At 54.7% G+C, this 19,753-nt stretch carries 18 protein-coding genes; 8 read left to right on the top strand and 10 right to left on the bottom strand.

Going from position 1 to position 19,753, the window contains the following annotated elements; genetic code table 11:
• Positions 1-200: 200 nt before the first annotated feature.
• The 6 genes from lsrA to lsrG are packed head-to-tail and all read left to right on the top strand — an operon-like array spanning position 201 to position 5,886.
• Positions 201-1,688 carry an autoinducer 2 ABC transporter ATP-binding protein LsrA gene (lsrA, locus tag IM291_RS19295; protein WP_192987531.1) on the top strand — a complete coding sequence of 496 codons (1,488 nt, stop codon included), beginning with the start codon at positions 201-203 and terminating at the stop codon, positions 1,686-1,688.
• A complete protein-coding gene (lsrC, locus tag IM291_RS19290) occupies positions 1,685-2,716 on the top strand; it encodes an autoinducer 2 ABC transporter permease LsrC (protein WP_192987513.1) in 1,032 nt (343 codons plus the stop codon). Before lsrA ends, lsrC begins: the two co-directional genes overlap by 4 nt.
• Positions 2,717-3,694, top strand: a complete 978-nt coding sequence (gene lsrD, locus IM291_RS19285; protein WP_192987512.1) for an autoinducer 2 ABC transporter permease LsrD — start codon at positions 2,717-2,719, stop codon at positions 3,692-3,694.
• Between the two features lies 1 nt (position 3,695).
• Complete coding sequence (gene lsrB, locus IM291_RS19280) at positions 3,696-4,697, top strand: autoinducer 2 ABC transporter substrate-binding protein LsrB (RefSeq protein WP_045260120.1); 1,002 nt, start codon at positions 3,696-3,698, stop codon at positions 4,695-4,697.
• A gap of 11 nt (positions 4,698-4,708) precedes the next feature.
• Positions 4,709-5,596: a 3-hydroxy-5-phosphonooxypentane-2,4-dione thiolase gene (lsrF, locus tag IM291_RS19275; protein ID WP_028014491.1), complete on the top strand. Its 888-nt coding sequence runs from the start codon at positions 4,709-4,711 to the stop codon at positions 5,594-5,596.
• A complete protein-coding gene (gene lsrG / locus IM291_RS19270; RefSeq protein ID WP_028014490.1) occupies positions 5,593-5,886 on the top strand; it encodes a (4S)-4-hydroxy-5-phosphonooxypentane-2,3-dione isomerase in 294 nt (97 codons plus the stop codon). The genes lsrF and lsrG overlap by 4 nt, the downstream gene beginning before the upstream one ends.
• A gap of 46 nt (positions 5,887-5,932) precedes the next feature.
• On the opposite strand, the gene IM291_RS19265 is transcribed toward lsrG, so the two are convergent.
• The 9 genes from IM291_RS19265 to ygjG form a co-directional block, all read right to left on the bottom strand.
• Positions 5,933-6,559, bottom strand: coding sequence for a hypothetical protein (locus tag IM291_RS19265; RefSeq protein WP_028014489.1), 627 nt, complete (start codon positions 6,557-6,559; stop codon positions 5,933-5,935).
• Between the two features lie 31 nt (positions 6,560-6,590).
• Positions 6,591-7,328, bottom strand: a complete 738-nt coding sequence (locus IM291_RS19260) for a molecular chaperone (RefSeq protein ID WP_226840440.1) — start codon at positions 7,326-7,328, stop codon at positions 6,591-6,593.
• Positions 7,294-7,824, bottom strand: coding sequence for a fimbrial protein (locus tag IM291_RS19255; RefSeq protein ID WP_028014487.1), 531 nt, complete (start codon positions 7,822-7,824; stop codon positions 7,294-7,296). Before IM291_RS19255 ends, IM291_RS19260 begins: the two co-directional genes overlap by 35 nt.
• Before the next feature lie 9 nt (positions 7,825-7,833).
• Positions 7,834-8,376 carry a fimbrial protein gene (locus tag IM291_RS19250; protein WP_049137051.1) on the bottom strand — a complete coding sequence of 181 codons (543 nt, stop codon included), beginning with the start codon at positions 8,374-8,376 and terminating at the stop codon, positions 7,834-7,836.
• A 9-nt stretch (positions 8,377-8,385) separates the two neighbouring features.
• Complete coding sequence (locus tag IM291_RS19245; RefSeq protein WP_049000025.1) at positions 8,386-9,402, bottom strand: fimbrial protein; 1,017 nt, start codon at positions 9,400-9,402, stop codon at positions 8,386-8,388.
• Complete coding sequence (locus tag IM291_RS19240) at positions 9,403-12,021, bottom strand: fimbrial biogenesis usher protein (protein ID WP_063155310.1); 2,619 nt, start codon at positions 12,019-12,021, stop codon at positions 9,403-9,405.
• Between the two features lie 49 nt (positions 12,022-12,070).
• The gene (locus IM291_RS19235) at positions 12,071-12,778 is read right to left on the bottom strand and encodes a fimbria/pilus periplasmic chaperone (RefSeq protein WP_028014483.1); all 708 of its coding nucleotides are present in this window, start codon (positions 12,776-12,778) and stop codon (positions 12,071-12,073) included.
• 153 nt (positions 12,779-12,931) lie between these two features.
• The gene (locus IM291_RS19230) at positions 12,932-13,474 is read right to left on the bottom strand and encodes a fimbrial protein BcfA (RefSeq protein ID WP_028014482.1); all 543 of its coding nucleotides are present in this window, start codon (positions 13,472-13,474) and stop codon (positions 12,932-12,934) included.
• A gap of 484 nt (positions 13,475-13,958) precedes the next feature.
• Positions 13,959-15,338: a putrescine aminotransferase gene (gene ygjG, locus IM291_RS19225; protein WP_185860329.1), complete on the bottom strand. Its 1,380-nt coding sequence runs from the start codon at positions 15,336-15,338 to the stop codon at positions 13,959-13,961.
• 436 nt (positions 15,339-15,774) lie between these two features.
• On the opposite strand from ygjG, the gene IM291_RS19220 reads away from it, so the two are divergent.
• Both IM291_RS19220 and IM291_RS19215 read left to right on the top strand, forming a co-directional pair.
• Positions 15,775-17,295, top strand: coding sequence for a PAS domain-containing methyl-accepting chemotaxis protein (locus IM291_RS19220; RefSeq protein WP_192987511.1), 1,521 nt, complete (start codon positions 15,775-15,777; stop codon positions 17,293-17,295).
• A gap of 336 nt (positions 17,296-17,631) precedes the next feature.
• Positions 17,632-19,191, top strand: coding sequence for a methyl-accepting chemotaxis protein (locus IM291_RS19215; RefSeq protein ID WP_192987510.1), 1,560 nt, complete (start codon positions 17,632-17,634; stop codon positions 19,189-19,191).
• Here the strand turns inward: IM291_RS19215 and IM291_RS19210 are convergent.
• Entirely contained in the window at positions 19,188-19,682 is a 495-nt protein-coding gene (locus IM291_RS19210) for a PadR family transcriptional regulator (RefSeq protein WP_126300150.1), read from the bottom strand. The two genes, IM291_RS19215 and IM291_RS19210, sit on opposite strands and share 4 nt — an antisense overlap.
• Between the last annotated feature and the right edge of the window lie 71 nt (positions 19,683-19,753).

Raw genomic sequence — 19,753 nt, 5'->3', positions numbered from 1 at the left:
AAAATTTAGATCATATGTTCGTAATGGCGCGGCGTGAAAATGTGAGCCACGCGGCAAAACGGATCTTTTAGATCGTTTCTGGTTAATCTGAATCTCAATCGATAAAACTGTGATCCCTGCACGGTTGTAAATATAGTTCACCGTCTACGCTTTTGAACATTATTAAATCTAAAAATCATTTGTTCAATAGCGGAGTGATGATGACACCACTTCTCAACGCGCGAAATATCAGCAAGCAGTTCTCAGGCGTGCCGGTTCTAAAAGGCATTGATTTCACGCTGCTTGCGGGGCAGGTGCACGCGCTGATGGGCGGGAACGGCGCGGGAAAATCGACGCTGATGAAGATCATCGCCGGGGTCGAGACGCCGGACGGCGGTGAACTTTCGGTAGCGGGCGAGTCTTTTGCACGGCTTACCCCGGCGCAGGCGCACCGGTTAGGCATTTATCTGGTGCCGCAGGAGCCTCTGCTTTTCCCCAACCTGACCGTGAGGGAAAACATCCTGTTCCGCCTGCCGCGCGAGCGCGATCGGGAAAAGCGGCTGGCGGAGAAACTCCAGCAGCTGCAATGTCAGCTTAATCTCGACGCAACGGCCAGCACCCTGGAAGTGGCGGACCAGCAGATGGTGGAGATCCTGCGCGGGCTGATGCGCAACGCCAGAATTCTGATCCTAGACGAGCCCACGGCCTCGCTGACGCCCGGCGAAACCGAACGGCTGTTTCGCCAGATCCGCGCCTTACAGGCGTTCGGCGTCGGGATTGTCTTTATCTCGCATAAGCTGCCGGAAATCCGCACGCTGTCGAGCCACGTCTCGGTGATGCGCGACGGCGCGGTGGTGCTGAGCGATGAAACCAGACAGTTCGACGATAGCGCCCTGATCGCCGCCATGACGCCGGTCAGCCGCGAGAAAGGCTTAAGCGATGCGCAAAAGCTGTGGCTGGCGCTGCCGGGAAACCGCCGCACCCAGCCGCAGGATTTTCCGGTGCTGCGCGTGGAAGATCTCACCGGAGAGGGCTTTATCGATCTCAGCCTGGAGATTTACGCCGGGGAGATCGTCGGCCTTGCCGGACTGGTCGGATCCGGGCGCACCGAGTTTGCCGAAACGCTCTATGGCCTGCGTCCCGTACGCGGCGGGCGGGTGTGGCTGGAGAGCCGGGAGATCACCTCCGATCCGGTGGGTTTACGTCTGGAAAAAGGGCTGGTTTATCTGCCGGAAGACAGGCAGGTGTCCGGCCTGTTTCTCGACGCGCCTGTCCGCTGGAACACGGTGGCGCTGAACGAGCCGTCGCTCTGGCAGCAGCGAAAGCGGGAGTCTGCGGTGGTGGAGCGCTATCACCGGGCGCTGGGGATCAAGCTCAATCATGCGGATCAAACCGTGCGCACGCTCTCCGGCGGCAACCAGCAGAAGGTGCTGCTGGCGCGCTGTCTGGAGGCCAATCCTTTATTGCTGATCGTCGATGAGCCGACGCGCGGCGTGGACGTGTCGGCGCGTGCCGATATCTACCAGCTCATTAAAAGCGTGGCGGCGCAGAATGTTGCGGTGCTGATGATCTCAAGCGATCTCGATGAGTTTCCCGGCCTCGCGGACCGCGTGCTGGTGATGCATCAGGGCGTACTCAGCGGCGAGCTGCCGCGCCACGCCGTCAGCCTCGATCGGATGATGGCGCTGGCGTTTGGAGGACAATCATGAAGATCTTACTCAAAAACCGCGAGCTGAGCGCGTTTCTTGCCATTCTGGCGCTGTTCGCCGTGCTGGTGGCGCTGAATCCGTCCTACTTCAGCCTGCAAACGCTGGGGATGATCTTCGCCAGCGCGCAGATCCTGATCCTGCTGGCCATCGGCGCGGCGCTGGTGATGCTGACCCGCAATATCGACGTTTCCGTGGGGTCTACCGTCGGGCTGTCCGCCATCGCCGTCGGCGTGGCGCTCAACGGTGGCTACAGCCTGCCGGTATCGATACTTTTTGCGCTGTCGATTGGCGCGCTGGCCGGGGCGTTCAACGGGTTGCTGGTGGTGGGGCTGCGCATTCCGGCGATTGTCGCCACCCTCGGCACGCTGGGGCTGTATCGCGGGGCGATGCTGCTCTGGACGGGCGGAAAGTGGATTGAGGGGCTGCCGCCGGGGCTGAAATCCCTCTCTGAACCCGCCGCCATCGGCATTTCACCGCTCGGCGTGGGAGTGTTGATTCTCGTTGTCGTTGGCGCGTGGGGGCTATCGCGCACCGCGTTCGGGCGTGATTTCTACGCCGTGGGGGATAACCTCGCCGCCGCGCGTCAGCTGGGCGTGGCGGTGAACCGCACCCGCATGATCGCCTTCACCCTCAACGGCGTGCTGGCGGCCAGCGCCGGGATTGTTTTTGCCGCGCAGATTGGCTTTGTGCCCAACCAGACCGGCAGCGGGCTGGAGATGAAGGCCATCGCCGCCTGTGTGCTCGGCGGTATTTCGCTGCTGGGCGGCACCGGCACGCTGGTCGGTGCGTTCCTCGGCGCGTTTTTCCTTACTCAAATCGACACCGTGCTGGTGCTGTTCAGGCTACCGGCGTGGTGGAACGACTTTATTGCCGGGCTGGTGCTGCTGGGCGTGCTGGTGCTCGACGGGCGGCTGCGCCAGGCGCTGGCGCGTCATCAGCGGGCGCTCAAGTACGGTCGCTTCCAGCCGGGCAACCGAGGGGGAAAGCACGTCACCCCCTTTACCAAACGCAACAAAGAGGTGGCGTAAATGAGGCTCAACTGGGAAAGCGCGCTACTGATATTGCTGGTGCTGGAGATCCTGCTCTTCGGCGCCATTAACCCGCGCATGCTCGACGTTAACATGTTGCTGTTCAGCACCAGCGATTTCATCTGCATCGGCATCGTGGCGCTGCCGCTGACGCTGGTGATTATCAGTGGCGGGATCGACATTTCGCTGGGCTCCACCATCGGCCTGTGCGCGATTGCGCTGGGGGTGATGATGCAGGCCGGGTGGCCGATGGCGGTCGCTATTCCTCTGACGCTGCTGCTTGGCCTGCTGTGTGGGCTGGTGAATGCGGCGCTGATCCACTACACCGGCATTAGCCCTTTAGTCATTACCCTCGGCACGCTCTACCTCTACGGCGGCGGCGCGCTGCTGCTCTCCGGCATGGCGGGGGCGACGGGCTACGAGGGCATCGGCGGCTTCCCGGACAGCTTTACCGCGTTCGCTAACCTCACCGTGCTGGGGCTGCCAATCCCGCTGGTGCTGTTCGCGGTGATTACCGCCTTTTTCTGGCTGATTACCCATCGCGGGCGCTTTGGCCGCCATCTGTTTTTAATCGGCCAGAATCCGCGCGCGGCGCGCTATGCGGCGCTGTCGGTGAACGGCATGCCCTACGCGCTGTACGGTCTGGTCGGCGTGGCGTCGGCGGTGGCCGCGCTGGTGATGGTCTCCTATTTCGGCTCTGCGCGTTCGGATCTGGGGCGCGATTTGCTGATGCCCGCGCTCACCGCCGCCGTACTCGGCGGGGCAAATATTTACGGGGGTTCAGGGTCGGTGCTGGGTACGGCGCTGGCGGCGCTGCTGGTGGGGTATCTCCAGCAGGGATTACAGATGGTCGGCATCCCCAACCAGGTGTCGAGCGCGCTGTCGGGGGCGCTGCTGGTTGTGGTGGTGATGGGACGTTCGCTAAGTCTGCACCGCGAATGGGTGCGATCTCTCTTCAGAAAACTATCCGGAGCGTAAGATGAAAACAAAACTGCTCGTCCTGGCAATGGCCCTCAGCTTCGCTTCGGCGCAGGCGGCGGACCGCATTGCCTTTATCCCCAAGCTGGTGGGCGTGGGTTTCTTCACCAGCGGCGGCAACGGCGCGAAAGAGGCGGGGAAAGATCTTGGCGTGGACGTGACCTACGACGGCCCGACAGAGCCGAGCGTTTCCGGCCAGGTGCAGCTCATCAATAACTTCGTCAACCAGGGCTATAACGCCATTATCGTCTCCGCCGTGTCGCCGGACGGCCTCTGCCCGGCGCTGAAGCGCGCGATGCAGCGCGGCGTGAAGGTGCTGACCTGGGATTCCGACACCAAACCGGAGTGCCGCAGCATTTATATCAACCAGGGGACGCCGGAACAGCTGGGCGGCCTGCTGGTAGAGATGGCGGGCAAGCAGGTCACCAAACCGAATGCCAAAGTGGCGTTCTTCTACTCCAGCCCCACCGTCACCGACCAGAACCAGTGGGTGAAAGAGGCGAAGGCCAAAATCGAGAAAGATCACCCCCAGTGGCAGGTCGTGACCACCCAGTTTGGCTATAACGACGCCACCAAATCTCTGCAGACCGCCGAGGGGATCTTAAAAGCGTATCCGGATCTGGACGCGATCATCGCGCCGGACGCCAACGCCCTGCCGGCGGCGGCGCAGGCGGCGGAAAACCTGAAGCGGGAAGGGGTGGCGATTGTCGGCTTCAGCACGCCGAATGTTATGCGCCCGTACGTTGAGCGCGGGACGGTGAAAGCCTTCGGCCTGTGGGATGTCGTACAACAGGGCAAAATTGCGGTCAATGTCGCCGATCGTCTGCTGAAAAAAGGCGATCTTAACCCTGGCGACAGCGTGGACGTAAAAGGTATCGGCGCGCTGAAGGTGGAGCCGAACAGCGTGCAGGGCTATCAGTATGAGGCGAAGGGCAACGGCATCGTGCTGCTGCCGGAGCGGGTGGTGTTCACCAAAGAGAACATCAGCAAATACGATTTCTGACGGGGGAGCAAATGGCTGATTTAGACGACATAAAAGACGGCAAGGATTTTGGCATTGGCACGCCGCAGCAGAATGTGCCGTTCACGCTGAAGGGCTGCGGCTCGCTGGACTGGGGCATGCAGTCCCGCCTGGCGCGCATCTTTAACCCGCAGAGCAACCGCACGGTGATGCTGGCCTTTGACCACGGCTACTTTCAGGGGCCGACCACCGGCCTTGAGCGTATCGATCTCTCCATTGCGCCGCTGTTCGGTGAAACAGACGTGCTGATGTGTACCCGCGGCATTCTCAGGAGCCAGGTGCCCGCCGCGACAAACAAACCGGTGGTGCTGCGCGCCTCCGGCGGTAACTCCATTCTGGGGGAACTCTCGAACGAGTGCGTGGCGGTGGCAATGGAGGATGCCCTGCGCCTGAACGTCTGCGCGGTGGCGGCGCAGGTGTATATCGGAAGCGAGTTTGAGCATCAGTCTATCAACAACATCATCAAGCTTGTCGATGCAGGGGCACGCTACGGCATGCCAACGCTGGCGGTAACGGGCGTCGGCAAGGAGATGGCCCGCGACGCGCGCTACTTCTCGCTCGCCAGCCGCATCGCCGCCGAAATGGGGGCGCAGTTCGTCAAAACCTACTACGTGGACGAGGGCTTTGAAAAAGTGACCGCCAGCTGCCCGGTGCCTATTGTGATCGCCGGGGGCAAAAAGCTGCCGGAGCTCGAGGCGCTGGAGATGTGCTGGCGGGCGATTGATCAGGGGGCGTCCGGCGTGGACATGGGACGCAATATCTTCCAGTCCAGCGCGCCGCTCGCCATGCTGAAAGCGGTGAAAAAAGTGGTTCACGAGAACGTGAGCGCCCGGGAGGCGTTCCAGTTCTGGCAGGAAGAGAAACAGGGAGAAGCAAAATGAACGTGACGCTGGTTGAGATTAACATCAAGCCCGAGCGGGTGGACGAGTTTCTGGAGGTGTTTCGCGCCAACCACGAGGGGGCCATCAGGGAGCCGGGAAACCTGCGCTTTGACGTGTTGCAGGACCCGAGGGTGAAAACCCGGTTCTTTATCTACGAGGCCTACAAAGACGAAGCGGCGGTGCTGGCGCATAAGCAAACCCCGCACTATCTGGCGTGCGTGGACAAGCTTGAGGAGCTGATGTCGGAGCCGCGCAAAAAACGCAGTTTTGTGGGGCTGTTGCCGGAGTAATTCGATGCCCGATGACGCACTCATGCGCGTTATCGGGCATCCTGGCTTATCCTTTGGCTTTCTGGATCGCCATGATTAATGCATCGGAAGAGACGTTTCCTGACATCACGCTAATGCGCTGAATGACCGGATCTTTTTCCTGAGGTAAAACCACAAACGCCGGCGCGTTGGCAAAACCGATCTGCTTCACGAGCTTCACATTGTCCTGTAACACTTTGTTTGCCGACCCGGCCGAAGGCAATTTTTTAAAGATAAAACGGATATCCGGGTTGGCATGGATAAGCGTTTCTGTGACGTTGCAGTTCACGCATTGCTCATCCACAAAAGACACCACGGCGACTTTTGCGTTGGCGGGCCCGACAACAGGATCGCCGCCAGCAAGCAGCTGCTCGCGATGGAGGATGACATTTTGCACCATGGCCTGTTGCTGCGCTATCTCCTGACGCTGGCGAAGGCTTTCCCCTGCCGCAACTAAAAATTCAGGATGTTCAGCGAGATAGGTAGAGACAATTTCACCCATTTTTTCAGGATGGGCGGCGAAATACGCTTCGGCGGCTTTTCCTGTTTGTTCAATCTGCTGTGGCGTCGCTTGCTCTGCCAGCGCTGCGGCTGAGAAAGTCAGGGTCGCAGCCAGCAGAAGCGAAAGGCGACGAAGGGAGGTTGAAACTTCCATTGATGTTATTCCGTAAAAGAGAGAGACGGGACTAGGACGCCAGTGCCTGTGTACGAACAGGCATAATGCGTCCATAGTCATTAATCGCTTGCCAGCGCACCTGGCATACCCCTGGGTCTGGACAACCCTCGAGCGCTCGCTCGCTAAAAGGGGCGACAAGGCCGCCATCAGCGATGTGCTTACCGCCGAGGCTGAGCTGATAAAGCGTGATGTAGTAAGGCGTCGGATTATTCACAATGACGTTTTTTTTGTTTCGTGACCAGCGTAAGGCCTGATAAGCATCATCGGGATTGCCGGTGAGCCCGGTGGGTCGATAAAAAAGTTTAAAGCGTGAACGTACCGCCGTTTGCACACCCGTGGTGTGCGGGTTAGCGGAAGGGATCGCCGCAACGTTTAACGTGAACAGCGTTTCACGATTTCTGGGCAACGTTCCCCCCGTAAATATCAGCCGAATCGTGTTTTCGCGTTGCGGACGCAACGAGAACAGCTGCGGCGTGGCGACAAATGCGGATTGAACCCCGTGTGGGGCATCCGCCCCAGTCCACAGGCCACCCGGCTCGACTTTGGTGTAGATCAGATACGATTCGTCAGAAGGGTTACGCACGGAAAAGCTGATCGATTTCTCACGTTCCGGATAGACAAACCGCGTTCCGCCGATCACCACGCCAGCTTGCGCCTGAAGCATGATGGTGGAGAGAAAAAAGAGAAGCAGGATCTTCGCCGGATAAACACACTTACGCATAATTGAGAATAAAGGTTGTCGTCGCATTTGCCGTTCCCGTGGTGACCTTGTTTGCGGTGGCAACATAGCGGGCGTAAAACTGGAGAGTCGCGTCGCTTTGATTAGGAATAATCATCGTCTTCTGGCTTTTACTTCCCATAGAGATGAGCGACTTGTCCTGGTTGTAAATTCCTACGCCGATACCGGTTGCGTAGCCTTCACCGCCGATGAGCGTCAGTAAATCCGGGTTTGCTGTATCGGGTGTGCCGTCAAAGGTAATACTTACTGAGCCTTCTGTTCCGGCACAGTTTTCCACATTAATAGCAAACGGATGATAATCAGCGCCCATACCTGACTGGGTGAAATATTTACTTTGCACGCTGTCCATTGTGACGGTCAGGTTCTGAGAATCAGGCGCGATACTGCACGTCTTTTTATGGATCACGCCAGTGATATAAATTGTACCGTCGTGCGCCAGTGTACGCGCTGAAAAAAATGGCACCAGAAAAAGCGCGGTGAATATTATTGTGAAAAACTTTTTCATTTCCGCATCCTACTGATAGAGCAGATCAAAATACATGATGGCCGTAGCATTCCCTGTCGTAACCTCGGGCAGGGTCGATTTGTACCGTAAATTAAACGTCAGGCTATTATCTCCCTGCTTTAAGGGATAAATTTCGGATTCCGTATTATTTATTTTAATCGGATTCATTCCGGCATTGAGAAGCTCCACGCCAATGCCCGTCGCCATTTCGCCAGCCGTTCCTTTACCCGTGTCGCTGAGCGCCAGCAGGTCCGAGTTATTGGTATCCGGCATACCGCTGAACCAGATTTTTGTCCCCTGAATGGCGCGTGAACAATTTTTAAGATCGATCGTGAACGCTTTTTCCGGTGTCGTTGTTCCGGTTGCGGGAAATTCAGATATATCGAATGCGCCTAAATCAACCGTTTGTTCTTTACTGTTCACATCAACTTCACACGATTCGCCGATAATTGTGCCGTATATCTGGAGGTTAACTGTAAAACCCTCATCGGCGTACGTTGTTGCTATGCCAGAGAACAGCGTCGCCAGGGCGACAAAATACAAGACTCTCATTTTTCACCCTTACGCAAAATCGATACGTAAACAGGCCAACGCAGTAAACAGACCTTCTGCCGGAGCCTTCCCTGTCGTGCTGATGGGGTAGGTTTTTAACGTGACATCAGCATGGCCCGAACTATCAGTAATAAAATCAGCGGTGCTGGAGGCGTCGTTAGGTATCATGACGGTGCCATTTTCGTTGGTTACCACCACGCCGACATCTTTATTATCCGTAGCGATCGCCTGGCCGACGTTGCTGTCTGCGTTGGCGACCAGTCGAAGCGTAAGATGCGCAGGCGAAATCACGTCCGCATTACACTCGATGGGAACATTAAAGGTTTTTACCGGCGCATTAGAAGGTTTCTCACCCGCTTTCGTGAATGAAGAACTGTTGAGTTTTCCCAGGTCAACCGTAATGATTTGCCCTGCATTTATGATGCAGTTTTGCGGCACCGTGACCGCGCCGCTGTAAGTTATTTGATAAACAATATCATTCAACGGGTCGGTATTTTCGGTGGTGATATAAACATTAAACATCACTTTACTGGGGATAATGACCGTGCCGATAAAAGGTTTGATAATTTTTAACCGGAATACCAGGTTGGAGTCATATACCGGGAAAGGTATGTTCATATCCTCTTTATCCACCCTGTAATCTTTACCCATATGGATATAGTCTCCAGGCGGAAAATATTCACCAATTTCGGAATCGGTTATCCGCATCGCCCCTGCAATATAGATCGGGTCAAGATTCATATACTGCCACTGGTCTTCCGTGAAAATCACCGGGTAGGTATTCCTGTATGAGCGATAGGTACGAGAATCGCCATCTGGATGATAGTCACATATGGCGTTTACGCCCACATCCTGTGATTTAACCAGTTCAACTGCCTGCCCCAGCTGGTTTTGTTCTTTTGTCAGCGAGGCCGTCAGATCGTAATTAACGTTAGTAATGCTGTGATCAAAGTTATGGCAGACCGCTGCCAGACTTTGCGTAGAAGCCGTAAGGCTGAGTAATAAAAAAATAATGCGTACTTTCACTTATCGGCACTCCGCTTTTAAACGCACGAGGGACTGCTTTGTTTCACTTAGCTTGTAAACGGCAACACATTTTTTATCATCTGTGTCGCCCCATTGCGCTGTCAGACTCCCTGTCTCGCCCAGCCCAGACAGATACGCTTCGCCGTTATCGCCTACGATGGTGTCCCCACCTTCATCGCTGCGCGTAACAACCGCGCCAAAGGGCACAGGGCGCCCGTTATGCATGAGTGCAATCATCGCGCGCGTTCCGGAGCGCGCCTTAAAGGTGGCGCGAACCAGGGCGCCCTGGGTTGGAACAACGTGGGTTACAGCCTCGTCAATGTCCAGATCGTCGCTGAGCGAGTTGGTGTTCAGCGCCATGCGGTTACGGTGGTATGCGCTGGCATACGGCACAACCGCATAACCACGCCAGTCGGTATGGATCCCTGGGCCGTCTTCGACCTTCACGTTGCTTGCGCCCGGCGCGGCGATCAGGACATTGGTATCCCCCAACGGCTGGCTTAAGGTGATGCCGTTGCGATGCGCGACGATACCGCCGCTGAGGCCGTAGTTGATCTGTTGATAATCGCCATTGTTACTGTAGTTGTACCCCAGGCTCGCATTACCGTAGGCGCTATCATATTCCGTGCTGATGCTTCCGCTGGCGCCAGTGTGTTGGTTCTGATACCCCTGCTGAACGCTGTAGCTGAGGTTATTGTCTTCAAGCAGTGTTCCGTTGATGCCGGCAGTATTATTGACCCTGCCGTCGTTATCGGTGCTCATGCCGTATGTGGCGTAAATGCTGTTTAAACGTTTGGTCACATCTCCACCTGGATGAAGCCACAGATTGAGCGGGAAGGAGAGCGTTAAAGAATAAATACGATCGCTTTCACTCATGCCAGGGGATTTATTGTAGTTGTAGGTCAGGTTATAGGTTACGCCCGCAACCGTTCCGCTATAACCCAGCTGAATAAGCGTATTTTTTTCATCGGTATGCCAGTACGTTTGCTGGCTGCCGTTGAGGAAAATCGACCCGGCAGTGCCCAGCTGTTGGGAAATATTGGCCTGCAGCTTGCCGCGTTTGGTGTAGTACAAATTGTAATAATCGGTCCACACGGGCTGATTGTCGTCGGTGTGGTCGTTGGGATCGTCTTGGCCGACATAACCTTTCATTTGCTTATAGGTGGTTTCATCCAGGGTATAAAAACCGGATGTGGAATAGCGATAGCCTAACAGCTGGAAATTGGTGCCCATGCCGTTCAACGATTTTGCATATAAGAAACGTATTGACTGCCCGTTATGTGAGCTACCGTCGCTCAGTTCGCTTTGTGCGGAGGTGAGATCGGCCGATACGGCGCCAAAATTCCCCAGGTTCACCCCGGTACCCAACGCAAAGGCAGAGTATTTTTCCGTCAGCTGCGTACCACCGTAGACGGTAAATCCTTTTGGTAACCCCCAGATAAGCGTTCCCTGGACAAAGTTTGTGTCCTCCTGCTGGTCGCTGTTACTGCGATAGCGGGCCGCGGTGGCGGCATATTTTACGGTGCCTTCACGCTGTAAAACCGGAACCGCGGAATAGGGCACAGAGTAGCTGCTGATCGTTCCGTCAGATTCTTTGACCTCCACATTCAGGTCACCGCTGGAGGAGGTGGGGTACAGATCGTTAATGGCAAACGCCCCGGGCGGCACATAGCTTTGATAAATGGTGTAACCGTTTTGTTTGATGGTGACCTGGGCGTTAGATTTAGCGATCCCATGAATGGTTGGCGCAAAACCTTTCATACTATCAGGCAGCATGTTGTCATCAGAATTGATCTGCACCCCGCGGAATGGCAGGCTGTCGAAGACATCCGAAGTGGTATAGTTCTCGCCGATTGTTAGCTTGCTTTTTAGCGGGATAACGGCACGTTCAACATAGGTTTTAATGTGTTCCCAGTTGGTGTAGGTCTCTGAGCCGCTGCTGTTGTAGCTCCATGTAGAGAAATCCCGCAGCCGCCACGGCCCCAGGTTTAATCCACTGTTAAGTCCCAGAAAATAGTTGTCTGTCGTCGAACCATAATCACCGCTATTGTGACTATGCGAACCCGAAAAGTCATAATTCAGCAACAGGGCGTTAATGCCTTCGTCCCATTGCTCAGGGGGAATGTACCCGCGCGCGTTATTACGCAGCGCCGCTTGCGGAATACTGATATTCAGGCGCTGGTGTTCAAAATCAAAAAATGTGGTGGCAGCGGGAATGGCTGCCGGCAAATCGACACAGTTGCCCGCTTTTTCGTCCTTAAGACCGGGTAAGACATCGACATTTACCCCCATCGCATCAAGTGACTTACGCGAGAGGCAGGGCGTCAGCCCCGTATCGTCATCCGTAGGTGTTGAATTTTTGCGCACGTTAAACGTGACGTCGCGCGTGGCTAAAAAATTGTCATTCAGCCATACGTCCACGCGATAGACCCCTGGCGCCTGACCAGCATTACTAAAACGTGATAAATCAGCAACCGCCGCAGGATCGCTTGAAAGAAAGGCAGGGTTGAAATAATAGCCCGCATCCGCATTAACGGATGCGAATGCGCCGAGCATGGCCAGCGTGAGAGGGGCCAAACGATGATTGACTATCCTTGTCTGATACTTGCGAAACTTCATTTTTCTCTGCCTGCTTCAACGCGCTATGTTCGGTATTTTTCCGGGAAAATTATGCTCCAGGGCATGTCTGAACAGGGGTGGTAGCACCGAAATCGTTAACGGTCTGGAACGTCACCTGGCTCCCGCTACCGGCAGGTAGATCAACGACCAGGCTGTTCATTGGCGGAACCATGTTATTGGTTAACTTTGCGTTTCCCGCTTTGAATTGCACCAGCGACACGTAATAAGGCGACGCGTTTTTGATGGTCAACTTGCCGTTACTGACCGTGCAGCGCAGCGCCTTTGGCGCGTCAATTGACGGGGTAGGCAATTTTTTTGGGCGAATAAAAAGCTTAATGACGCTCTGCGTCGCAATCTGCAATGTATTTCCCTGCAACTTACTTTTATCCACGGCGGGGATAGCTTTGCTGTTGAAATAAAAAACGCTTTCTCTGTCTTTCGGCAAATCTGGGCCAGCGTACATAATCCGGATGGTGTTTTCTTTTTTAGGATGCATAACAAAAAGTGGAGGCGTAACAATAAAGTCTGTGGACTTCGATTGATCGGCGTTCGCAACCCACGATTGCACCAGGAAAGCATTGCTTTGAGACGAGTTCGTAATAGGTAACGAAATCTGTTTATCACCCTGAGGGTAAATAATACGCGTTGCGCCCAGGCCTATCCCCCCAGCGTGAGCCGTAGTCAGCACCGTAGCTGCGAATAAAAAAGAATGCGTAATCAGCTTCGTTATCAAAGATACAGTATTAATTCGTTTCATTTATATATCACTTCATTGAATACATAATCAAATACATAGAATAAAACATGCCGTTTAAGCCTATGTATTTAATCTATATAAAACGGTCGGTTATATTAAAAATCCCTCCTTCGTACAGGCGTACGAAGGAGGGATGACAGCATCCTAATTCGATTAGGAATAAACCATCTGGAAGGTAGCGGTGGATGCTACGTTACCTGGTGTTGCTGCGCCTGTAGCGATGTAGTCAACGCTCAGTGGGATAATGTTTTCACCGTTGATCAGGCCGATTGCAGAAGAGGTGGTACCCAGATCCAGGTTTTTACCGTCCGGTCCAAACAGCTGCAGAGCCACGTTCTGTGCGGAACCTGCACCTGCGGTATTCGCCATAGCGCCCGGCTGAGTTGCATCCTGCTGCGCGTTGAAAATAACCGCTGCGTTCTGGCTGACAGTGGTGTCGCAATCTTCCAGTTTAATGTTGAAATCTTCTTTCTGATTCGCCAGCATTCCGCTTTGAGTCAGCTTCACGGTACGAACCTGGCTCAGGATAACGGTCTGGTCAACAGAATCGGCAGCAACTGAACAGGCAGCGTTAACAACCTGACCGACGAAATTAACGGTACCGCCGCTTACTGTGGTGGTGTCTGCCTGTGCGTTCATCATCACGCCGCTTGCCATAGATGCAGCAACAACCATTGCTAAAACATGCTTTTTCATACAAATCCTTTTAAATAAACAGTTTTCTGTCAAGTTGAAACAAAATTAAAGGTGACTTAATACAAGACTATTCAGATTAAAAATCATGAATATACAGAATCATACAGTACGCTGTGTTTTGCACATTCTCGTGATGTTCCGAAAGCGTATTTTATGAGGCGAGACATATTATATCAATCTATTGCTGGTTGATTTTTGCTTAGAAATTCTTAAATGGGTTTTAATTAAAAATTTATTAGTTTTTAGAATGGGAGGGTATGTTTGATGCGCTATTTAGCCTGATTCAGTAAGGTGCAATCGCCGAGAGTGATATTTCTGCATTGTTATTGAACGCTATCCTTTTATTAAAATTAAATATTAATTTAAAACGGGAATTGTTCTTTAGGGCAATGTAAGAGTGATTTTCAATATGCCATGTTTAATTACAAATTGAAATGAAATTAGAGTGGATATAACTCCCTCCTCCATAAGAGGAGGGATTAAATCATACTTCTTCTACTCTTACCCGCAGCGCTGCCAGCGCCTTGCGCGCCGCCTTCAGCACCTGCTCACACTGCTCTATGGTCAGCGTCAGCGGTGGCTCAATGCGGATGGTTTTCGAGTTGTTGAGCGTGCCGGCTACCAGCACCCGCTGGCGGAACATCTCGCTCGCGAAGCTATAGCCGATTTCATTGTCGACAAACTCGATTGCCATCAGCATCCCTTTGCCGCGCGCCTCCTGCACCAGATCCGGGTACTCACGCCCCAGCTGGCGGAAGCCATCCAGCAGCATGTCGCCTTTCTGCTCCGCCTGCGCAGGCAGGTTTTGCTCCAGCAGCACGTTGATGGTGGCCAGCGCCGCCGCACAGGCCAGCGGGTTACCGCCAAAGGTGGTGGTGTGCAGGAACGGATTGTCGAACAGCACCGAGAACACCTCCTCGGTGGCAACCGTTGCACCAATCGGCATCACGCCGCCGCCGAGCGCCTTCGCAAGACACAGTATGTCCGGCTGAACGTTCTCGTGCTCGCAGGCAAACATCCTGCCGGTGCGCCCCATCCCGGTCTGCACTTCGTCGAGGATCAGCAGCGCGCCAAACTCATCGCACAGCTGACGCACGGCGGGCAGGTAGCCCTGTGGAGGCAAAATCACGCCGCCTTCACCCTGAATCGGCTCGAGAATCACCGCCGCCACGTCATCGCCGGTTTTACGGCATTCGCTTAGTACGGTGCGCATGGCGTTAATGTCGCCGAACGGCACGTGGCGGAAGCCCGGCAGCAGCGGCATAAACGGTTTGCGGAAGGTGGATTTGGCGGTCGCAGACAGTGCCCCCAGGGATTTCCCGTGGAACGCGCCGCTGGTGGCGATAAAGGTGAATTTCCCGCGTGGCGACTGGTACGCCTTGGCGAGCTTGATCGCCGCCTCGACCGACTCGGTGCCGCTGTTGCTGAAGAAGCTGTATTTCAGCTTGCCGGGCGTTAAGGCCGCCAGCGTTTTCGCGAGCATGGCGCGAAGAGGGTCGAGCAGTTCCTGACTATGGAGAGGTTGTTTCGCAAGTTGATTCTGTACGGCGGAAACCACTACTGGATTACGGTGCCCCACGTTAAAGATACCGAAACCACCCAGGCAATCTATAAACTCCTGTCCCTGGGTGTCGACAAGCGTGTTGAGACTTCCCGCTTGCCACTCTACGGCTCCGTAATCCCCGCCGGCGGTAACAGATTTGCGATACTCCAGAAAACCAGGATTCACATGCTCTTTAAAATAATCGATGACCTCTCGGTTAAGTTGTTTCATCTCCTCATGATCGAGCGTTCGCTTCTCAATGAGATTCAGTGCGTGCGCGGTACAGGCAAGAGCCGAGGCGCTGGAAGGTAACCTGTTCAAAATATGCTCCCGGGGATCGCGTATCACATGATACTGAGTTAAGTATTGCAGGGATTACGCCACTTCAGATGACTTAACGAAAATCGGGATAAACGCCAGGTTAAAATTATGTTGCGCAATATTTAATCATGCCGGAGCAATCGAAACGGGATTTAGGGGGGACAGGGCAACCCGCATTCTCAGGTGCACAAAAAGGCAATTGCACTAAAGGAGTGCATGGCTTGCGGCTTAAGTGGGCGTTAACAGGTCATGCTTTAAAGGTAATTTCTTTACGAAAGTATTTGGAATCAATGAATTATAAAATCTCACAAAAAGTGCGGTTTAAGTGAAATCTGCGATCTCCATCAAGTTTAACAACTAAAGATAAATTGTTTACCGCCGAAAAAACAATAAACCACAAAATTAACATTCGAATAACCTGCAAGGAATGCCCGTCATGTCTTCTTCTTCCTGTGTCACCCAGAATAATTATCCTCTGGACGATGACACCACCTTAATGTCGACCACCGACGTCCACAGCTATATGACCCATGCAAACGACACCTTTGTGCAGGTGAGTGGCTATCAGCTTGATGAGCTGATGGGCCAGCCGCACAATCTGGTGCGCCATCCCGACATGCCAAAAGCGGCGTTTGCCGATATGTGGTACACCCTGCAGCAGGGTGAGCCGTGGAGCGGCATTGTCAAAAACCGGCGTAAAAATGGCGATCATTACTGGGTGCGCGCGAATGCGGTACCGATGGTGCGGAATGGGCAGGTGACGGGGTATATGTCGATCCGCACCAAAGCCACGGAGGAAGAGATCGCTGCCGTAGAGCCGCTCTACCGGGCGCTGAATAACGGGAGCTGTAAAAAACGCATCCAAAAAGGACTGGTGGTGCGTAAGGGCTGGTTGGGTAAACTTCCTTCCATGCCGCTACGCTGGCGCGTACGCAGCGTGATGGCGGCGCTCTTTGCCGCGCTTGCCGCTACCCTGGAGACCACCTCCGCAGGCTGGATGCCGCTCGCCGCGGCCGCCGTGGTAACGCTGCTGGGAACGCTGCTGTTTGAGCAGCAAATTGTCCGCCCGATCGAAAACGTCGCGCATCAGGCGCTGAAGGTGGCGACCGGCGAGCGCAACAGCGTGCAGCATCTGAACCGCAGCGACGAGCTGGGGCTGACCCTGCGCGCGGTAGGACAACTGGGGCTGATGTGCCGCTGGCTCATCAATGACGTCTCAAGTCAGGTGATGAGCGTCCGTGACGGCAGCGACAGGCTGGCGCAGGGGAACGAAGCGCTGAACGATCGTACGCGTCAGACCGTGGCGAACGTGCAGCAGACCGTCGCAACGATGAACCAGATGGCCGCTTCCGTTCAGAGCAACTCAGAAACCGCCGCCGAAGTGGACAAACTCTCCGTCGCCGCGAGCAGCGCGGCGACGAAAGGCGGCAACGCGATGCAGACCGTGGTGAAAACGATGGATGACATCGCCGATAGCACGCAGCGCATCGGCTCGATTACCTCCCTGATTAACGACATCGCTTTCCAGACCAATATCCTGGCGCTGAATGCGGCCGTTGAAGCGGCAAGAGCCGGCGAGCAGGGGAAAGGCTTTGCCGTGGTCGCGGGGGAAGTGCGCCACCTTGCCAGCCGCAGCGCGAATGCGGCTAACGATATCCGCAAGCTGATTGATGCCAGCGCCAGCAGGGTACAGTCCGGCTCGGAGCAGGTGCACGCCGCAGGCCGCACGATGGATGACATTGTCGAGCAGGTGAAAAACGTCACGCAGCTCATCGCGCAGATCAGCCACTCGACGTCCGAACAGGCGACCGGGTTGTCAGAGCTAACCCGCGCGGTGGCGGAACTGGACAGCATTACGCAAAAAAATGCCGACCTGGTCGAGGAGAGCGCGCACATCTCTGCCATGGTGAAACACCGCGCCGGGCGTCTTAAGGATGCGGTGACGGTGCTCCATTGAGCCAGTAATGTTCCGGAAAAGTCGTTTATACCGTAAGGAATAAACGGCTTTTTTATTTGTGGTTGTGACTATTAATGTTTTTTATTGTTAATGAGATATTAAATAACTAAAGAAAGTGCCTCAGTTATTTATCCCTGCCTAAGTCAGTTTTCCCCGATGCTATTTTGCAAAACCCTGTTCTGGTGGTCTGGTAACGATCGATGGGGCGGAATTAATAGCCTCTACCTATCCATTGTGATGGTTATGAAATAAAAAAACGATCAAAGTCATAAAGTTAGCGGATTCGTTACCGATAACAGCGATCGTCTGAGAAATAATCACATCGATGGAGTAAATATGTTCTTACATGACGTAAAGATCGGCACGAAATTATTTCTGGCGTTTGGATTCTTTATTGTCCTGATGGTGATCAGCGCCAGTATGTCCTTACTGAGCCTGAACCGGGCTAACAACGGGATGCAATCCATCATTACCCATGATTATCCCACCACGGTAAAAGCGAACCAGTTAATCGACAACTTCCAGGAATTTATTAGCACTCAGCAGCTCATGCTGCTGGATGAACAGGGAACGTACAAGGCACAGTCGCAGCAGCATCTTAAAGAGATCAGCGAGCATATCACGGTGATTTTGGGCGAGCTGAATACGGTGTTGCAGGACCCGAAATCGCAGCAGGTCCTTGCCGAGATCCGCGACGTTCGTCAGCAGTATCTGGACTCGCGCTATCGCATTTTGCAGGCGGTGCAGAATAATGACCGTGCGGGTGCTATCCAGGAGATGATGACCCATACCCTCACCGTGCAGCAGGCCTATAAAGCTAAAGTGCAGGAGCTGATTGCGATTCAGAACCATGAGATGCAGAGCGCGGGGGCGCAGGTGGAAGGAGACTTCAGGTCCAGCCGACTGCTGCTGATCCTGATCACCCTCTTTAGCGTCGCCGCTGGCAGCCTGATTGGCTGGTTTATCGTGCGCGCTATTACCCGCCCACTCGGCGAGGCGGTGAATTTTGCCAATGCCATTTCAGAGGGCGACCTGACGGGCAGCATCACGCCGCACGGCAAAGACGAAACGGGCCTATTGCTGCACGCGCTGATGGAGATGAAAAACCGCCTGCTGGATATTGTGCAGCAGGTGCAAACAGGCTCGGAGAATATCTCCAGCGCAGCCGCGCAGATTGTCGCCGGTAACCAGGATCTTGCCGCGCGCACCGAGGAGCAGGCAAGTTCGGTTGAACAGACCGCCGCCTCGATGGAGCAGATCACCGCGACGGTGAAAAACACCGCCTCGCACACCGGAGAAGCGACTAATCTCTCGGCAGATGCCGCCACGGTGGTCAAAAACAACGGGGAGATGATGAAGCAGGTGACCAGCAAAATGCGCCTGATTAACGAGACGTCGAACCGGATGTCCGACATTATCGACCTGATCGACGCTATTGCGTTCCAGACCAACATTCTGGCGCTGAACGCGGCGGTGGAAGCGGCGCGTGCGGGCGAGCACGGCCGCGGCTTCGCGGTGGTTGCCGGTGAGGTTCGCCAGCTTGCCCAGAAGAGCGCGTCGTCTGCCAGTGAAATTCGCGAGCTGATCGAGAGCTCCACCAGCCAGACCCAGGACGGGATGAATCTGGTGGAAAAAGCGAGCGCGTTGATCAACGGCATGGTCGGCAACGTGGAGGAGATGGACACGATCCTGCGCGAGATCCGCCAGGCCAGCCACGAGCAGACGGAGGGGATCTCGCAGATCAACAGCGCGATTGGCCTGATTGATGCCACCACCCAGCAGAACTCTGCGCTGGTGGAGGAGTCCGTCGCGGCGGCGGCATCCCTTAACGAGCAGGCGATGCACCTGAAAGAGCTGGTTCGCGTATTCCGAGTGAGCGAGCACGCGCCGGCTTAATCCAGCTGGGAGATCTCCAGCGCCGCGCGGTCGATTATGCCGATAATCTGCTTGAGCTGCGCGTCGCTGAACTCTCCCTGATTTACCTTCAGGTCTAACACCGCTTTAAAGTTATCCAGCGCCCGCTTCATCTGCGGGTTTTTGCGCAGCTCAAAGCCGACGCTGCGCGCCTTAATACGCACCTGGATCTGTTCCAGCTGTTCCCGGTTTTCGTCCAGCCAGCGTTGTCCTTCAGCGGTAATCGCAATCTTCTTACGACCGCTCTCTTCTTCCGTAATGGTGATAAGGGTTTGATCTTGCAGATAATCCAGCGTCGGGTAGATCACACCGGGGCTCGGCGTGTAGTTCCCCTGGGTCAGGTTCTCGATCTCTTTGATCAGCTCATAGCCGTGGCTGGCGCTGCGGGTCAGGATATCCAGAATCACCAGTCGCAGGTCGCCGTGGCCGAAAAAGCGCGGTCGGCGTCCACCGCCGTCGTGTTCATGTCGCATGTTATGTCTCTTAATTTGATATATCTAAACTATATCTAAGATATATTCAGATGCAATCTAAAAAATCTTGC

The organism is Enterobacter cloacae complex sp. P27C (assembly GCF_014895705.1).
GTDB lineage: Bacteria > Pseudomonadota > Gammaproteobacteria > Enterobacterales > Enterobacteriaceae > Enterobacter > Enterobacter bugandensis.
This window is presented reverse-complemented; position numbering and strand designations above follow the sequence as displayed.